The sequence below is a fragment of the Streptomyces sp. NPDC004542 genome, from assembly GCF_040610035.1.
Lineage (GTDB): Bacteria > Actinomycetota > Actinomycetes > Streptomycetales > Streptomycetaceae > Streptomyces.
Genome location: NZ_JBEXLP010000085.1, coordinates 1 through 13,822 on the forward strand (window position 1 = coordinate 1; position 13,822 = coordinate 13,822).

Consider the following 13,822-nt stretch of genomic DNA (forward strand, 5'->3'; position numbering starts at 1 on the left):
AGCCCGGCGGCTCTTCAACCGCATCTCCTCTCCGATCCGCCACCGAACCCAGCACGTACTCGCATGGTCACTATGGCGAAGAAGAAGCCAAGCACCAGCCCGCATCAGTCATTACCAACGCAGAGGGCATCACGGAGTGTCGTTGCAGTACTAGGCGTCCCGCTTCCAGGGACCCACGGCGAGCTTCCCGGTGGTGCCCAGGTCCAGCTCCGGTGTGACCATCACCGGTGAGGCGCCCGGCTTCGCCCAGACCCTGACGTAGGGGACGCCGACCGCAGTGCCGGACAGGACGGTGTTGCGCCAGACCAGCCCCGCGTGCGCGCTCTGACCCGGTTTCAGGGAGAGGGGGCGGGCCGGGCCGTCCGCGCCGGTGCCGGAGGCGATGGCCGAGCCACCGTGCAGGATCCGCACCCCGTCGACCGGACGGTGATCCTCGTCGAGGAGGCTGACACGGGGGTAGCCGGTGAGCCGTTGGGGCCGGGTCCCGCAGTTCACCAGGTGCAGGCCCACCACACGGAGGCCCATGGCGGCAGCGCCCTCGTCGGCGTACAGCCGCAGTCCCGAGGACGGGCAGGGACCGCCCGGCGCGGGGGCCTCGTCGGCGGGGACGCTGCGCACCTTCTTGATGCTCACTCCCGACCAGCCCCGCCCGCCCGGCGGCAGGTCGCTCGTGCCGACCGTGCCGGTCACCGTCCGTCCGGGGCCGACGTTCGGCACGATCCGCTCCGTGCCGGACACGGGTGACCCACCGCCGGAGACGAAGGCGAAGGTGATGGTGTAGGTGAGCGGTTGCGTCGCATGGTTGGTGACCTGGAACCAGCCGCAGTCGTGCGTGCCGTCGCCACCCGGGGCGCTGATGCGGACATCGGCCGTCGGCCCGGTGGACGGCTCCGCGGCCGGCTCGGCGGACGCGGCGGGTCCCGAGGAGAGTCGCGCACCGCACGAGGGGCTGCCGGACGGGACCGCGAGACCGGTGGCTCGGGAGCACGAGGTGACCAGGAGAAGGACGCCGGCGACGGCAGTCGACACGATGGCGGGGGCGGCACGCATCCACCGAGTGGATCAGTACCTGGCCACAGTGGGCTGTGATGGAAGCCACTCCTCCGGTCACAGGACCGTCACAGGGGCGGGACCGGGAGAAGTACCCGGACGACTTCACTCGACCGGGTGGCGGAGTTGTCCCCAACTCCTCGGTCGTCCACGGAAAAGTCCGCCGGTCTCCTGCACAACCGGCAGGCGCCCTACCGTGATTCACGTCAGGCGCGGCCGCCATGGACTCGGGACGGCGGCGCGGAGAGTGCACGAGGGGACACGTCCGGGCGGGGGAAACACATGTCGGGAGAGACGTCTGAGGGGCTGTCGCACGACACCGTCACGTTGCGCGAGGTGACTGCGGGTTCGCTGGGCTGGACGCGTGTCGGTCCGCAACGCGGACGGCCGCAGGGCCGTTGGCCAACATGTGCGAGCCCAGCGACATCTGCGTGGCCGGGATCCGCACGGCATGGCCGCGCGGCCGGCGGTGCGAAACGGCCGCGGCCCTCCGCGACCGACCGTGCCCCGATCACGCAGCCCGCTCCCCCACCCACCCTCCACTCCGGAAGGCGACCACCAGCATGGACCGGGACAGACCACTGCCCACCAGACGACACCTGCTCAAGGGCGCGGCGCTCACCGCCGTCCCCCAGGCACTGCTGCCCGCCCCACAGACCGGTACCCGAACCGAAGCCGTCGACTACCCGGGGGCCGAGTGGCAGCCGGCGACCAGTTCCAACTACACGACCGCGAGCCGGCCCGGCACCTACCCCATCGACCGCGTGATCATCCACGTCACCCAGGAGACGTACGCCGACACCCTGGCCATCTTCCAAAACCCGCAGAAGGCGGTGTCCGCGCACTACCTGGTGCGCTCCGCCGACGGGCACGTCGCACAGTGCGTGCGCGAGGCGAACGTCGCCTGGCACGCCGGGAACTGGGACTACAACACCCGCAGCGTCGGCATCGAGCACGAGGGCTGGACGGACCAGCCCGCCTACTTCACCGACGCCCTGTACGAGCAGTCGGCGAAGCTGGCGGCGGCGGTCTGCGACACGTACGGCATCCCGAAGGACCGAGCCCACATCATCGGCCACTACGAGGTACCGGGCAGCGACCACATCGATCCGGGGCCCGACTGGGACTGGGTCCGCTACATCAGACTGGTCAACTTCGCCTGACCGGTTGTCCGGGTCACCACCCCGAGTGACGATGTCCCCAGCCGCATCGTCGTCCGGGAGGCCCCGTTGACCGATCCATGGGTGGCCCTTGAGCCCGGGACCGACCCCGCCGAGCGCGTCCGCGTGCTGCGCCGGGCACACGAGACGTTCACCACGGCGGGCACCGTGCCGCGGCCGGTGCGGTCGGTGGTGGCGGACTCGTGGCGGCGCAGCGCGCGGGCCGGCGTGGGCCCGGACGGGACCGCCAGCGTCGAACTCAGCGACGGGGACCTGGGCGCCTACCGCGCCGAGCACCCGTTGGCCCGGGTGATGCCGCTGCTCCGCGAGCTGATGGGGCCGTTCGCCGCGGACGGCGAGCATCTGCTCGCGGTGTGCGACGCGAACGGCCGGCTGCTCTGGGTAGAGGGCCACCCGGCGACCCGGCGCCGGGCGGACCGGATGAACTTCGTCCCGGGCGCGCGCTGGGCGGAGACCGCGGTCGGCACGAACGCGCCGGGTACGGCGGTCGCCGTGGACCGGCCGGTGCAGGTGTTCGCCGCGGAGCACTTCATCCGGCGGGTCCAGCCGTGGACCTGCGCGGCCGCGCCGGTCCACGATCCGCGCAGCGGCCGGGTGCTCGGCGCGGTGGACATCACGGGTGGGGACGGGCTGGCACACCCGCACAGCCTGGGCTTCGTACAGGCGGTGGCACGCGCCGCCGAGTCGCAGCTCGCCCTGCTCGCGCCGCCCGGGCCCGCCGGCGAGGCGCGCGCGCTGACCGCGCTGGGCCGGGACGAGGCCGTGCTCCGGTTGGACGGCCGCCGGATCGTCCTCACCCGCCGGCACAGCGAACTGCTGGTGCTGCTGGCCCGCCATCCCGAGGGGATGACCGGAGACGAACTGCTGTGTTCGCTGTACGAGGACGAGTCGGTGCCACCGGTGACCCTGCGCGCCGAACTGGCCCGGCTGCGCAGGCTGCTCGGGCCGGGACTGCTCGCTTCCCGGCCCTACCGGCTGACGGCTCCCGTCGAGTCGGATGTCACGGCCGTCGAACGGCGGCTGCGGGCGGGCGCGGTCACGGCGGCCGCCGCGGCGTACGGGGGCCCGCTGCTGCCCACCTCACAGGCCCCCGCCGTGGTGCGGCTGAGGCGACGCCTGGCCGACGGGCTGCGGGCCGCGCTGATCGCCCGCCGCGACCCCGACCTGCTGGCCGACTGGGCGCACGCCCTCTGGGGAGAGGACGACCTCGAGGTGTGGCGGGCGCTCGCGGCGGTGCGGCCGACGGCGGCGGTACGGGCACGGCTCACGGCGCTGGAGTCGGAACTTGCGGCGGAACCCGCGGCTCCGCCAAGTCGGGCGGCACGCTGACCGGCCGCGCAACGTCCTCGCAACGTTCCGGTTCCTAGCCTCGCGCCGGAAGCTGCCCAACGGCGGGCAGCGCTTCATCGGGAGGCAGGCCAGCATGACCCGTTACGCGGCACCCGGCACCGAGGGCGCGATCGTCTCCTACCAGGCGCGCTACGACCACTTCATCGGCGGCGAGTGCGTGCCGCCCGCCAGGGGGCAGTACTTCGAGAACCCCTCGCCGGTCAACGGGCAGCCGTTCACCGAGATCGCCCGCGGCACCGCGGAGGACGTGGAGCGGGCGCTCGACGCGGCGCACGCGGCCGCGCCCGGCTGGGGACGCACGTCGGTGACGGAGCGCTCCGACATCCTGCTGAAGATCGCCGACCGCATGGAGGCGCACCTCGAGCCGCTGGCGGTCGCCGAGAGCTGGGAGAACGGCAAGCCGGTGCGGGAGACGCTGGCCGCCGACATCCCGCTGGCCATCGACCACTTCCGGTACTTCGCGGGTGCGATCCGCGCGCAGGAGGGTTCGCTGGGCGAGATCGACGAGGACACGGTGGCGTACCACTTCCACGAGCCGCTCGGGGTCGTCGCGCAGATCATCCCCTGGAACTTCCCGATCCTGATGGCGACCTGGAAGCTCGCCCCGGCGCTCGCGGCGGGCAACGCGGTCGTCATCAAGCCCGCCGAGCAGACCCCGGCCTCCATCCACTACTGGATGAGCCTGATCGCGGATCTGCTGCCGCCGGGCGTGGTCAACATCGTCAACGGCTTCGGCGTCGAGGCGGGCAAGCCGCTCGCGTCGAGCCCGCGCGTGGCGAAGGTGGCGTTCACCGGGGAGACCACCACGGGGCGGCTGATCATGCAGTACGCCTCCGAGAACATCAAACCGGTCACCCTCGAACTCGGCGGCAAGTCACCGAACATCTTCTTCGACGACGTCTGGGCCCACGACGACGACTTCCGCGACAAGGCCCTCGAGGGCTTCACCATGTTCGCGCTCAACCAGGGCGAGGTGTGCACCTGCCCGTCCCGCGCCCTCGTCCAGCGCGGCCACTACGCCGAGTTCCTCGACGCCGCCGTCGCCCGCACCCGGCAGATCAAGCCCGGCCATCCCCTCGACACCGACACGATGATCGGCGCCCAGGCCTCCAACGACCAGCTGGAGAAGATCCTCTCCTACCTGGACATCGGCCGGCAGGAAGGCGCCCGGGTCCTCACCGGCGGTGAACGCATCGAGTACGACGGCGAGCTGAAGGGTGGTTACTACGTCCAGCCGACCATCTTCGAGGGCGACAACCGCATGCGGATCTTCCAGGAGGAGATCTTCGGCCCGGTCGTCTCCGTCACCTCCTTCGACGACTTCGACGACGCCGTCAAGACTGCCAACGACACCCTGTACGGTCTCGGCGCCGGTGTGTGGACTCGCGACGCCTTCACCGCGTACCGCGCGGGCCGCGCCATCCAGGCGGGCCGTGTCTGGACGAACTGCTACCACGCGTACCCGGCGCACGCGGCGTTCGGCGGATACAAGCAGTCCGGAATCGGCCGCGAGACGCACAAGATGATGCTGGAGCACTACCAGCAGACCAAGAACCTCCTGGTGTCGTACTCGCCGAAGAAGCTGGGCTTCTTCTAGCCTCGCGCTTTCGTGAGTAGGCCTGTCCGGGTCTTGATCAAATAAATGGAGAGTGCCTCTGAACTGCAACGAGGGGATGTGTCGAGAGTCCTGTCAGCTGCCAGGAAAGGAGCCCGGGCCTGCTGGTCGAGACAGCCCGCAAGTCCCTCCTGGGCACGGTGATATCAGCGGGACTCACGCCATGGCACAAGCCGCGAGCCGTGCACGATCCGGGCAGGATCCTGCTGGATGTGGCCCTGGCCGTCGCACTCGGCGGAGACTGTCTGGCAGACGTCGCCATGCGGCGGGCCGATCCGGAGGTGTTGGGCCCAGTGGCTTCCGATCCGACGGTCTCCCGTCTGATCGACACCCTCGCCGCGGCCGGGCCTCACGCTCTCGCGGCGATTCGGGACGCACGATCCCAAGCCCGAACACGGGTCTGGGAACCGGCCGGTGCGAGCAGTCCGGCCACCGACGGCAAGGACGTCGTGGGCATTGACGGGATGCTGGCCCTCGCGCACTCCGAGAAGCAGGACGCCACCGCGAGCCGGAAGAAGTCCTTCGGCCACCATCCGCTGGTCGCCTACATCGACCACGGGCCGGCCGGTTCCGGGGAACCGGTGGCCGCCCTGCTGCGGCCAGGCAACGCAGGCTCCAACTCTGCCGCCGACCACATCACCACCACCCGGCTCGCCCTGGCACGACTACCCAGACACCTGCGGCGGGGACGCCAGACACTGATCCGGACCGACCCCGCCGGCGGCACCCATCGAGGCGGAGGTGAATGACCTCCGCCGACCGCGTCGCCGCGTGGTACACGCAGCCGAAGAACGCCTCCAGATGAGGACCTCGCCCGCGCTGTTGGGCAACATCATGGAGCAACCGCGCGGCTTGGGCGGGGTTGGAAACGGAAGGAGGTCTTGGCGGCTCTTGGGCTTGGGGAGGGCGACGACTCGGTGAACGCGGCGCTGCGGCAAGTCGGGGAGATCATCGGGGGCCACCGCGGTCGTTTCCACGAACTCACAGGCCTCCACCCGGCGAACTTGGACCTGCTGGGCGGTCCGGCCCGGGCGCGGCAACGGGCTGCTCACATCGGTGCCGTCTTCGAGGCGCTCGGGCGCCCGGCGCCACCCGAACGGCTGGAGGCGTCGGCGGCGTTCCTGGAGACAGGTGTCGTGAGCCTGGCGGACTGGCTGGTCAGCCAGGAGACGTATCTGCGCGAGCGGCAGTGGGCGTGTGGTGTGTCCCTGGCCGCGTACTTTCGGCGGTCGTGTGTGGATGCCAGGACGTCGGGGTGTTCCCCACTTGACGCTGCCCATGCGGCCGCTGCGGCAGCCGGGTTGTCGGCCGTCGGGCAGGCCGGGCGAGGACACAGACACCGCCCCACCTTCGCCGGACCCTTGAGGGCCCGCACTCGCAGGGCGCGCAGCGCACGGACGGTCAACACCCCTCACCGCAGCGGCCGAAGAGCTGCTGAGCCGATTGCCGTACGGCACGCAAAATGGTCCGCACGGCACGGTCCAACCTCCCGTCACTACGTCAAGTGACCTTTCCCGTACGCCCGCCGCCACCCGTCGCTCAGGTCTGCGTTCCGGTCGCGACGAGACGCAGGTGGGGGTCGGCGTCCACCGGCCCCCACCTCCCTACGGCCTCTCTGACGCTACCCCGCCAGCTCGTCCTCCAGCCACGTACGCCCTCGCGTGCGGGCGCTCAGTCTGACGTCGCCCAGGGGGACGACGAGGCGTTCCGCCTCCGCGCGCACCGCCGCCTCGGCGTCAGCACCGACGTCCTCCAAGAAGCGACACACGATCTCACCACTGCTGTCCTGGGCCCAGCCGCCGACGATGCGGCCGTCCCACCACAGCGAGGGGCCGATGTTCCCCGCCCGGTCGAAAAGGCGCGGGCCGTGGTCGCCGAGGAACCAGTCGCGTTCGTGCCAGCCCATGGGGGTGGAGTCGAGGGCCGGCAGGAGCGCGGCCCACGGCCCCGGCGGCTCGGTCTCCTCCAGGTCGTCGGGCAGGAGCAGACCCGTCGTGCCGGTGCCGAGATCGACCTCGACCGGCTCGAGTGCTGTCAACACGCGCTTGACCTGAGTCTTGGTCCACCCCGCCCACCAGCGCAGGTCGTCCGCAGTGGCCGGACCGTAGGCGCGCAGCCAGCGCCGGGCCAGTTCTTCCTCAGCTTCGTGGATGTCCCACTCGGCGAGACCGCCGGGTGACCAGTCGGTCAGCGGTGCCCAGCGGTACTGGTGCGAGGTCCAGGATCCGCGCGGCCGGCCCCGCACCACGCGGCCCTCGGCGGCGAGCAGGAGCAGCAGTCTGCTCGCGACCTTCTGCGTGCCCTCGTACTTCTTGCCCGCCGCGAGGACGACCGTCGTACTGAGGCGGGGATCGTCGCCGGCGAGTTCGGCGGCCGTCGCCTCCCCGCGCGCGGCGAGCGCGCGCACGGCGATCTGCTCCGTCTCGGCGAGCCTGTTCCAGCATCCCCAGGTCGGTCCTCTGGAACTGCGCTACGAGAAGCTGCTGGTGCCCGGCGTCCACCGGCAGACTCTCGTCACTTACCACGCGCTGCCGGGCAGTGCCTCGGAGGAGTGCCTGCGCCTGCTCGCCGGCATGACGCCAGGGCCCGGCGCCCCGGGCGCCGAGGTACCGGGCCCGTCATTCACGCAGTGACCACCGACGTCACCGCCGACCCTCCCACCGCCAGGCACGGAGCGGCCGAGCGCCTCGGCCGTCAGCCCTGTGCGGTGGGGCGCACGATCAGTTCGTTGACGTCGACGTTCGCCGGCTGGTCGATGGCGAAGGCGATCGCGTCGGCGATGGCCGAGGCGGGGATCGCCAGTTGCTCAGCCGCTTTCCGGGCGGCACCCTGGGCTTCCGGCGAGCCACCGCGGTGCGTCGACTCGCTCTGTGTGAATCCGGGGCTGACGACGGTGACCCGGATGTCCCGGCTCTCCTGCCGCAACCCCTCCGACACCGCGGCCACGGCGAACTTGGTGGCACTGTAGACGGCGGCGGTCGGATCCACCCGGTGCCCCGACACCGACGACACGTTGACGATGTGGCCGCCCGCCTGCCGCCGCATCTGAGGCAGCACGGCGGCGATCCCGTGGAGCACCCCGCGCAGGTTGACGTCGATCATCTGTTCCCACTCGGCGATGCGCAGGTCCTCGATCGGTGACAACGGCATCACGCCGGCGTTGTTGATCAGCACGTCGACACCGCCGTACTCCTCCACGCCGGCGGCGGCGAAGGCGCGCACGGAGTCCAGACTGGTCACGTCGAGTTCGCGGTGGGCGACCGAGTCGCCGACCGCGCGAAGCTCTCCGGCGAGGGCGGCAAGGCGGTCGGTCCGGCGGGCACCGAGGAGCACCCGGTGGCCGAGCCCGGCGAGCTGGCGCGCGGTGGCCTCGCCGATGCCGCTGCTGGCGCCGGTGATCAGGATGGTCTTCGATTCTGCTGGCGTGGACATGCGTGCTCCTTCAGATGCACCAAGACGGCGACTGCCGCGCCTTCGACTTCACCGCATCGGCGGGGGGTGAGGAAGGGACCGTGAGCCTGGGTGCCCCGCACCCAGGCTCACGGTCCCTTCATCGTCGTGGGGCGCGGGTGGAGGCTGGGGGAACCGCTGGGAGACACCGGCCGGAGCCCCGACGGGTCTCCCGGTACGACAGGAGAGGGCCGCCATGAGCGACGAGCGCAAGATCCAGGAGGTTCTGGCGCGCTACGTACGGGCCACGGACCAGCGCGACGGCACGACTCAGGGGGCGCTGTTCACCGACGACGCGGTCGTGCAGAGCTTCTCCAGGACGGGCCCCGGCACCCACGCGCCGGTCGCGCCGGTCGCGCCGCCCATGATCGGTGGGGCGGCCGTGGAGTACGCGGTGGACCACTACCTGGCCCCGCACCCCGTGGGCGGCTCCAGCCACCATGTGACCGCCGACCACATCATCGAGGTCGACGGTGACCGTGCCCACATGAACGCCCAGTTCATCGTCTTCCGCGTCGAGGCCGCCGCGCGCCCCGAGGGCGGCTGGGCGGAGGGTACCTTCGGCTCCCAGGGCAGCGTGCAACCCATCGAGTCCGGGTACTACGACACCGACCTGCGCCGGATCGACGGCGAGGGGAAGATCGTGGGGCACCGGATCCTGCTGGACGTGCCGTATGTCATTCCGGGGGTCTGACCGGGGCGCCGCGCGCGGGGGCGGGAGAGCGTCCGTGACGAGGCTGCTCACGGTCCCGAACCAGCGGATCGCCGACCCGGCGGGCGGGCGGACCGCGCGGAGTTCGAAATCCCGGCGCCCTGAAGGGGTTTCCCGCCGCACGTCCGTATCGCTTCCCCGTTGCCGGGTGAGTGCGGCGGGCCGGGCGGCGGCAGGCGACCGCTGTCAGTTCCCGAGCGCCGGGCGGCGGTACACGCCGTGCCAGTAGCCGTGGGCGAGTTCCCGGGCGACGTCGGCGTCGTCGCCGCCGTCGCCGCCGACCACCTGCCGGGTGATGACCTCGCCGCCCCCCTGGACGATCACCCGCGCGGCGAGCCGCGGATCGATGTCCGCGGGCGTGCGGCCGGCCCGCTGCTCCTCCTCCAGCACCGCCACCGTGTTGTCGACGAAGCGGTCCTGGTGCGCCGACCACGAGTCGCGGACCGCGGGGTCGTAGGCGGCCACCTCGTGGATGGCCGACAGCAGGGCCGCGTGCTCGCGGTAGTGCCGCATGATCTGTTCGTAGGTGCGGGCCAGGCCGTCGGCGCCGCCGTCGGGCCCGCAGGGCTCCCACGCCTCCGCGATCTCGTAGCTCCGGGTCCTGAGCGAACCGCTCACCCGCAGCAGGACGTCGACCTTGTCGCGGAAGTAGAGGTAGAAGGTCGACCGCGAGATCCCCGCGGCGTGCGCGATCTGCTCGACGCTCAGTTCGGTGTAGGTCAGACCGCCCCGCAGGAGTTCCTCGAGCGCGGACACCATGCGCTCCTCGAGTGCGGCCCGCCGGTCGGCCGCGGTGGAACGTCGTCGCGTGGTGGAAGCCATGGCGCCATCCTACGGAGCTGCGGAAAGGGCCTGCGCGGGGGAGGAGGCACGGTTCGGGGCCGGTCGGGCCATGGGGGTCACACCCCCGTCGGCGTCCAGGAGACGGCTCAGCCGGCCGACCCGGACGCGATCTTCGCCAGAAGGCGGGCGAACTCCCCGGGCATCGACAGGAACGGCGAGTGACCGCTCGCGATGCGGTGGACGGAGCCGGACCTGACGGCGAGCTGCTCCTGGTCGCCCGGCGGGAGCGCCTGGTCCTGCTCACAGACGACGTACGTCGAGGGGACGGTGTGCCACCCGGCCGCGGTCAGCGTGTCGCTGAAGGACCTCGCACTCTGCGGTACCAGGCGCCCGGCGGCCGCCTCCGCGTCGGCCGCGGGGGCGTCCGCGTAGAACATCGGGACCGGATGGTCCGGCACGGCCTGGAACCCGCCGGGATCCGCCGGCGGGGGCGCGCCATGGTGGCTGAGCAGGCTCTCGCCAACGTCGAGCTGGTAGGCCGCCAGGTACACGACGTGCGAAACGTCGGCGGCCTCGGCGACGGCCTGGGTGGTGGGCACACCGCCGTAGGAGTGGGCGACCACGACCACCGGGCCGTCGATCCGGGCCAGTGCCTGCAGCACCACGCGCGCGTCGTCCCGCACGCCGGCCCCCGACCCGGCGCTGGGGAGGTCCACGGTCCGGGTCGTCCAGCCGTCGGCTTCGAGCACCGGGGTCAGTCTCTCCCAGCACCACGAGCCGTGCCACGCCCCGTGCACCAGGAGGAGAGCAGGACGGGTTGTTCCACCGGCACTCACTGCGATTCCACTCCCAAGTCCGGATGAAGAAGGCGCTGAACCGCGCTGTCGTCGGAGCCTAAGCGATGTTGGACACACTGTCCAACAACATGTCTAGAATCATCTTCGGCACGCGGTCCCCCGTGCCGTGCCCGGGCCCGAACACCGGGGACCCACGGATGCGAGCGGCCCGGCGTCGGAACAGGCTCGTCACATGCCCGCGCAGACGAAGAGGAGCCAGCCATGAACATCACCACGGCCACCTCGGCCAAGCCGACGATCATGTTCGTGCACGGAGCGTTCACCGAGTCGTCGAGCTCGAACGGCGCCCTCGCCGCACTGCCCGAGCAGGGCTTCACCGCACGCGCGGTCGCGAACCAGCCGCGAGGCGTCGCCCGCGACGCCGACCAACCGCGCCGTCGTGGAGGAGGCGAAGGCCGCGGCACGCCTGCTGGTTGCCGGCCACACCTGGTCACACCCGGTTCACGCACCGGCCCACATCCACCCCGTACGACAGGAAAGAGGCGCAGTCATGCGCGCAGTGATTCTCCACGAGTTCGCCACCCCGCTGGTCCTCGGCGAGATCGACAAGCCCGTTCCCGGCCCGGGTCAGGTGCTGGTGAAGGTGACGGCCAGCGGCGTCAACCCGCTGGACACCAAGATCCGGGCCGGCAAGGCCGCCCATGCCCGGCGAACGCTGCCGGCCGTGCTCGGCCTGGACCTGGCCGGCGTGGTCGAGGAAGCCGGCCCCGGCGTCCACGGCTTCGCGCCCGGCGACGAGGTCTTCGGCATGACCGGGGGCGTCGGTGACGTACAGGGCTCACTCGCCGAGTACGCGGCCGTCGACGTCCGCCTGATCGCCCGCCAGCCGGCCGCTCTCACCCCGCGCGAGGCCGCTGCCCTGCCCCTGGTCTTCATCACGGCCTGGGAGGGCCTGGTCGACCGGGCGCAGGTACACGCCGGGCAGAAGGTCCTCATCCACGGTGGAGCCGGCGGCATCGGCCACGTGGCCGTGCAGATCGCCCGCGCCCGCGGTGCCGAGGTCTTCGCCACCGCCTCGCCCGCGCGTCTGGAGACCGTCGAGCGCCTCGGGGCCACGCCGATCGACCACACCGCCACCTCCGTGGAGGAGTACGTCGCCGAGCACACCGGCGGCGAGGGCTTCGACGTCGTCTTCGACACCGTCGGAGGGCCCGTGCTCGACGCCTCCTTCACGGCGGTACGCACCTACACGGGCCACGTCGTGAGCGCGCTGGGCTGGGGAACCCACAGCATCGCGCCGCTCTCCTTCAGCGGGGCGACCTACTCCGGCGTCTTCACCCTGCTGCCCCTGCTGACCGGGCGCGGCCGGGAGCACCACGGGGAGATCATGCGCGAGGCCGCCGCCCTCGCCGACGCCGGGGCGCTCAAGCCCCTGCTCGACCCCCGGCACTTCACCCTCGCCGACGTGGCCGACGCCCACGCGGCCGTGGAGAGCGGCACCGCCCAGGGCAAGATCGTGATCGATGTCGGCTGAGGTGCAGCGCGACCGGTCCGGCAGCGGCATCGGCCGCGGATACGGACCGGTCGGGCTGGGCCGGTACACCGAACTCAAGAGCATCGCCTACCGACCCGCCCACAGGGCTCCGGACGCGCAAGGACCGTCCGGAGCCAGATGAGCCGGTCGAGGTGCTCCAGGCAACCCGACATGAAGGATACCCAGTGTAGTCAATGGGGTTCTCAACGCTACCGTCTGCCCTTCACGAGGGTTCCCGCCGGACCGTTCGCGGACCGAAGAGCTCCGAAGGACACCACCCACGAGCCGCCCGCTCACGAACGCGGCGACCCGCCGACACCCGTGAGCGGCGCCCGGACCGCCGGCCGCACTCGGGGCCGGGTGAGGAGGGCGCGGGGAGCTACGGGTGCTGCCGTTCGGATGGGAGCCCGGCGACAACGGCACCCCGCTGCAGCACGTCGCGGAGCATGGCGGGGGTCAGGGTCCGGGTGGACATGTTGCGCCGGCTCGGATGGTATCCGCCGACCAGATACACCTGCTGTTCACCGCTTGCGTCGGTGAGGAGGACTTCGGCGCCGTGCCCGAAGGCCGGGCGAGGGCGCGGCAGCTGCCGGCCCGCGTCCGTCAGCACGGGCAGCAGCGCCTGCCAGGCGAAGCCGCCGAGCACCACGATGGCCCGCAGGGTGGGGCGCAGAAGATCAAGTTCGCGGGCGAGCCACGGGCGGCAGGTATCGCGCTCGCCGGTGGTGGGCCGGTTGTCGGGCGGTGCGCAGTGCACGGGTACCGTGATCCGCACCCCGTACAGCTCCAAACCGTCGCCCCGGTGGGCGGCAACCGGCTGGGAGGCCAGCCCGATGTCGTACAGCGCGGCATACAGCGCGTCGCCGGACGGGTCACCGGTGAAGATCCGCCCGGTGCGGTTCCCGCCGTGCGCGGCCGGGGCCAGACCGACGATGGCCAGCGCCGCGTCCGGCGGGCCGAAACCGGGCACGGGGCGCGCCCAGTACTCCCAGTCCCGAAACGCTCCGCGCTTGACGCGAGCGGCCTCCTCCCGCCAGGCCACCAGGCGCGGACACGCCCGGCAGGTGGCCACCACCGCGTCCAATTCGCTCGCAGAACTCACCCGGGGAGCCGTTCGTGCGGGAAAATCGGGTGACTCGGGCGGAAGACGTCGGCTGGGCACAAACTGCTCCTCGTCAATGCGCCGTACGGGACGCCACCGCTCCGCGCCCGGGCGTCGACGGCGACTGACCCGACGGGATCCCGACGGGTTCGTATGAACCGTCCCCGATAAAATGGACGAATCTGGACCATCCGCTCAGAGGGCGCGTGGTTCATTCCGCTCAAGGCCGGTGCGGCCGACCGATCCGG

The 13,822-nt window shown here is 71.7% G+C and carries 13 protein-coding genes and 1 pseudogene; 8 read left to right on the top strand and 6 right to left on the bottom strand.

Translation table 11 applies throughout. From position 1 onward, the window contains the following. Window positions 1–150: 150 nt before the first annotated feature. Window positions 151–1,050 (bottom strand): DUF4232 domain-containing protein, encoded by a 900-nt coding sequence (locus ABZX30_RS31035; RefSeq protein ID WP_355939440.1) that lies wholly within the window; start codon window positions 1,048–1,050, stop codon window positions 151–153. A 563-nt stretch (window positions 1,051–1,613) separates the two neighbouring features. Between ABZX30_RS31035 and ABZX30_RS31040 the strand changes: the two genes are divergently transcribed. The 5 genes and pseudogenes from ABZX30_RS31040 to ABZX30_RS31060 all read left to right on the top strand — a co-directional run bounded on the left by ABZX30_RS31040 (window position 1,614) and on the right by ABZX30_RS31060 (window position 6,704). Next, entirely contained in the window at window positions 1,614–2,213 is a 600-nt protein-coding gene (locus ABZX30_RS31040) for an N-acetylmuramoyl-L-alanine amidase (RefSeq protein ID WP_355939443.1), read from the top strand. Between the two features lie 66 nt (window positions 2,214–2,279). Then, window positions 2,280–3,560: a GAF domain-containing protein gene (locus ABZX30_RS31045; protein WP_355939445.1), complete on the top strand. Its 1,281-nt coding sequence runs from the start codon at window positions 2,280–2,282 to the stop codon at window positions 3,558–3,560. A 94-nt stretch (window positions 3,561–3,654) separates the two neighbouring features. After that, window positions 3,655–5,178, top strand: coding sequence for an aldehyde dehydrogenase family protein (locus ABZX30_RS31050; protein ID WP_355939448.1), 1,524 nt, complete (start codon window positions 3,655–3,657; stop codon window positions 5,176–5,178). Window positions 5,179–5,297: 119 nt separating this feature from the next. After that, window positions 5,298–5,927: pseudogene (locus tag ABZX30_RS31055) on the top strand (transposase); the annotation flags it as partial. A 150-nt stretch (window positions 5,928–6,077) separates the two neighbouring features. After that, window positions 6,078–6,704, top strand: coding sequence for an HD domain-containing protein (locus ABZX30_RS31060; RefSeq protein ID WP_355939451.1), 627 nt, complete (start codon window positions 6,078–6,080; stop codon window positions 6,702–6,704). A gap of 113 nt (window positions 6,705–6,817) precedes the next feature. On the opposite strand, the gene ABZX30_RS31065 is transcribed toward ABZX30_RS31060, so the two are convergent. After that, window positions 6,818–7,603 (bottom strand): crosslink repair DNA glycosylase YcaQ family protein, encoded by a 786-nt coding sequence (locus ABZX30_RS31065; protein ID WP_355939454.1) that lies wholly within the window; start codon window positions 7,601–7,603, stop codon window positions 6,818–6,820. Here ABZX30_RS31065 and ABZX30_RS31070 point away from each other — a divergent pair. After that, on the top strand, window positions 7,494–7,829 hold the full coding sequence (locus tag ABZX30_RS31070) for a hypothetical protein (RefSeq protein ID WP_355939457.1): 336 nt from the start codon (window positions 7,494–7,496) through the stop codon (window positions 7,827–7,829). The genes ABZX30_RS31065 and ABZX30_RS31070 overlap by 110 nt on opposite strands. 61 nt (window positions 7,830–7,890) lie before the next feature. Here the strand turns inward: ABZX30_RS31070 and ABZX30_RS31075 are convergent, their stop codons facing one another. Next, a complete protein-coding gene (locus ABZX30_RS31075; RefSeq protein ID WP_355939460.1) occupies window positions 7,891–8,628 on the bottom strand; it encodes an SDR family oxidoreductase in 738 nt (245 codons plus the stop codon). 214 nt (window positions 8,629–8,842) lie between these two features. Between ABZX30_RS31075 and ABZX30_RS31080 the strand changes: the two genes are divergently transcribed. Then, window positions 8,843–9,340, top strand: a complete 498-nt coding sequence (locus ABZX30_RS31080) for a nuclear transport factor 2 family protein (protein ID WP_355939463.1) — start codon at window positions 8,843–8,845, stop codon at window positions 9,338–9,340. A gap of 204 nt (window positions 9,341–9,544) precedes the next feature. Here ABZX30_RS31080 and ABZX30_RS31085 read toward each other — a convergent pair whose 3' ends face one another. Then, on the bottom strand, window positions 9,545–10,180 hold the full coding sequence (locus ABZX30_RS31085) for a TetR/AcrR family transcriptional regulator (protein WP_355939466.1): 636 nt from the start codon (window positions 10,178–10,180) through the stop codon (window positions 9,545–9,547). A gap of 107 nt (window positions 10,181–10,287) precedes the next feature. Further along, on the bottom strand, window positions 10,288–10,977 hold the full coding sequence (locus tag ABZX30_RS31090; protein WP_355939469.1) for an alpha/beta fold hydrolase: 690 nt from the start codon (window positions 10,975–10,977) through the stop codon (window positions 10,288–10,290). 511 nt (window positions 10,978–11,488) lie between these two features. Here ABZX30_RS31090 and ABZX30_RS31095 point away from each other — a divergent pair. Next, window positions 11,489–12,472 carry a zinc-dependent alcohol dehydrogenase family protein gene (locus ABZX30_RS31095; RefSeq protein ID WP_355939472.1) on the top strand — a complete coding sequence of 328 codons (984 nt, stop codon included), beginning with the start codon at window positions 11,489–11,491 and terminating at the stop codon, window positions 12,470–12,472. A gap of 379 nt (window positions 12,473–12,851) precedes the next feature. Here the strand turns inward: ABZX30_RS31095 and ABZX30_RS31100 are convergent, their stop codons facing one another. After that, a complete protein-coding gene (locus ABZX30_RS31100) occupies window positions 12,852–13,634 on the bottom strand; it encodes a uracil-DNA glycosylase (protein ID WP_355939475.1) in 783 nt (260 codons plus the stop codon). Window positions 13,635–13,822: the final 188 nt, after the last annotated feature.

Bases quoted from the DNA above. Each gene is read 5' to 3' on its own strand.
- ABZX30_RS31085 (WP_355939466.1), bottom strand. From the start codon at position 10,180: ATGGCTTCCACCACGCGACGACGTTCCACCGCGGCCGACCGGCGGGCC.
- ABZX30_RS31095 (WP_355939472.1), top strand. From the start codon at position 11,489: ATGCGCGCAGTGATTCTCCACGAGTTCGCCACCCCGCTGGTCCTCGGC.
- ABZX30_RS31080 (WP_355939463.1), top strand. From the start codon at position 8,843: ATGAGCGACGAGCGCAAGATCCAGGAGGTTCTGGCGCGCTACGTACGG.
- ABZX30_RS31035 (WP_355939440.1), bottom strand. From the start codon at position 1,050: ATGCGTGCCGCCCCCGCCATCGTGTCGACTGCCGTCGCCGGCGTCCTT.
- ABZX30_RS31050 (WP_355939448.1), top strand. From the start codon at position 3,655: ATGACCCGTTACGCGGCACCCGGCACCGAGGGCGCGATCGTCTCCTAC.
- ABZX30_RS31040 (WP_355939443.1), top strand. From the start codon at position 1,614: ATGGACCGGGACAGACCACTGCCCACCAGACGACACCTGCTCAAGGGC.
- ABZX30_RS31075 (WP_355939460.1), bottom strand. From the start codon at position 8,628: ATGTCCACGCCAGCAGAATCGAAGACCATCCTGATCACCGGCGCCAGC.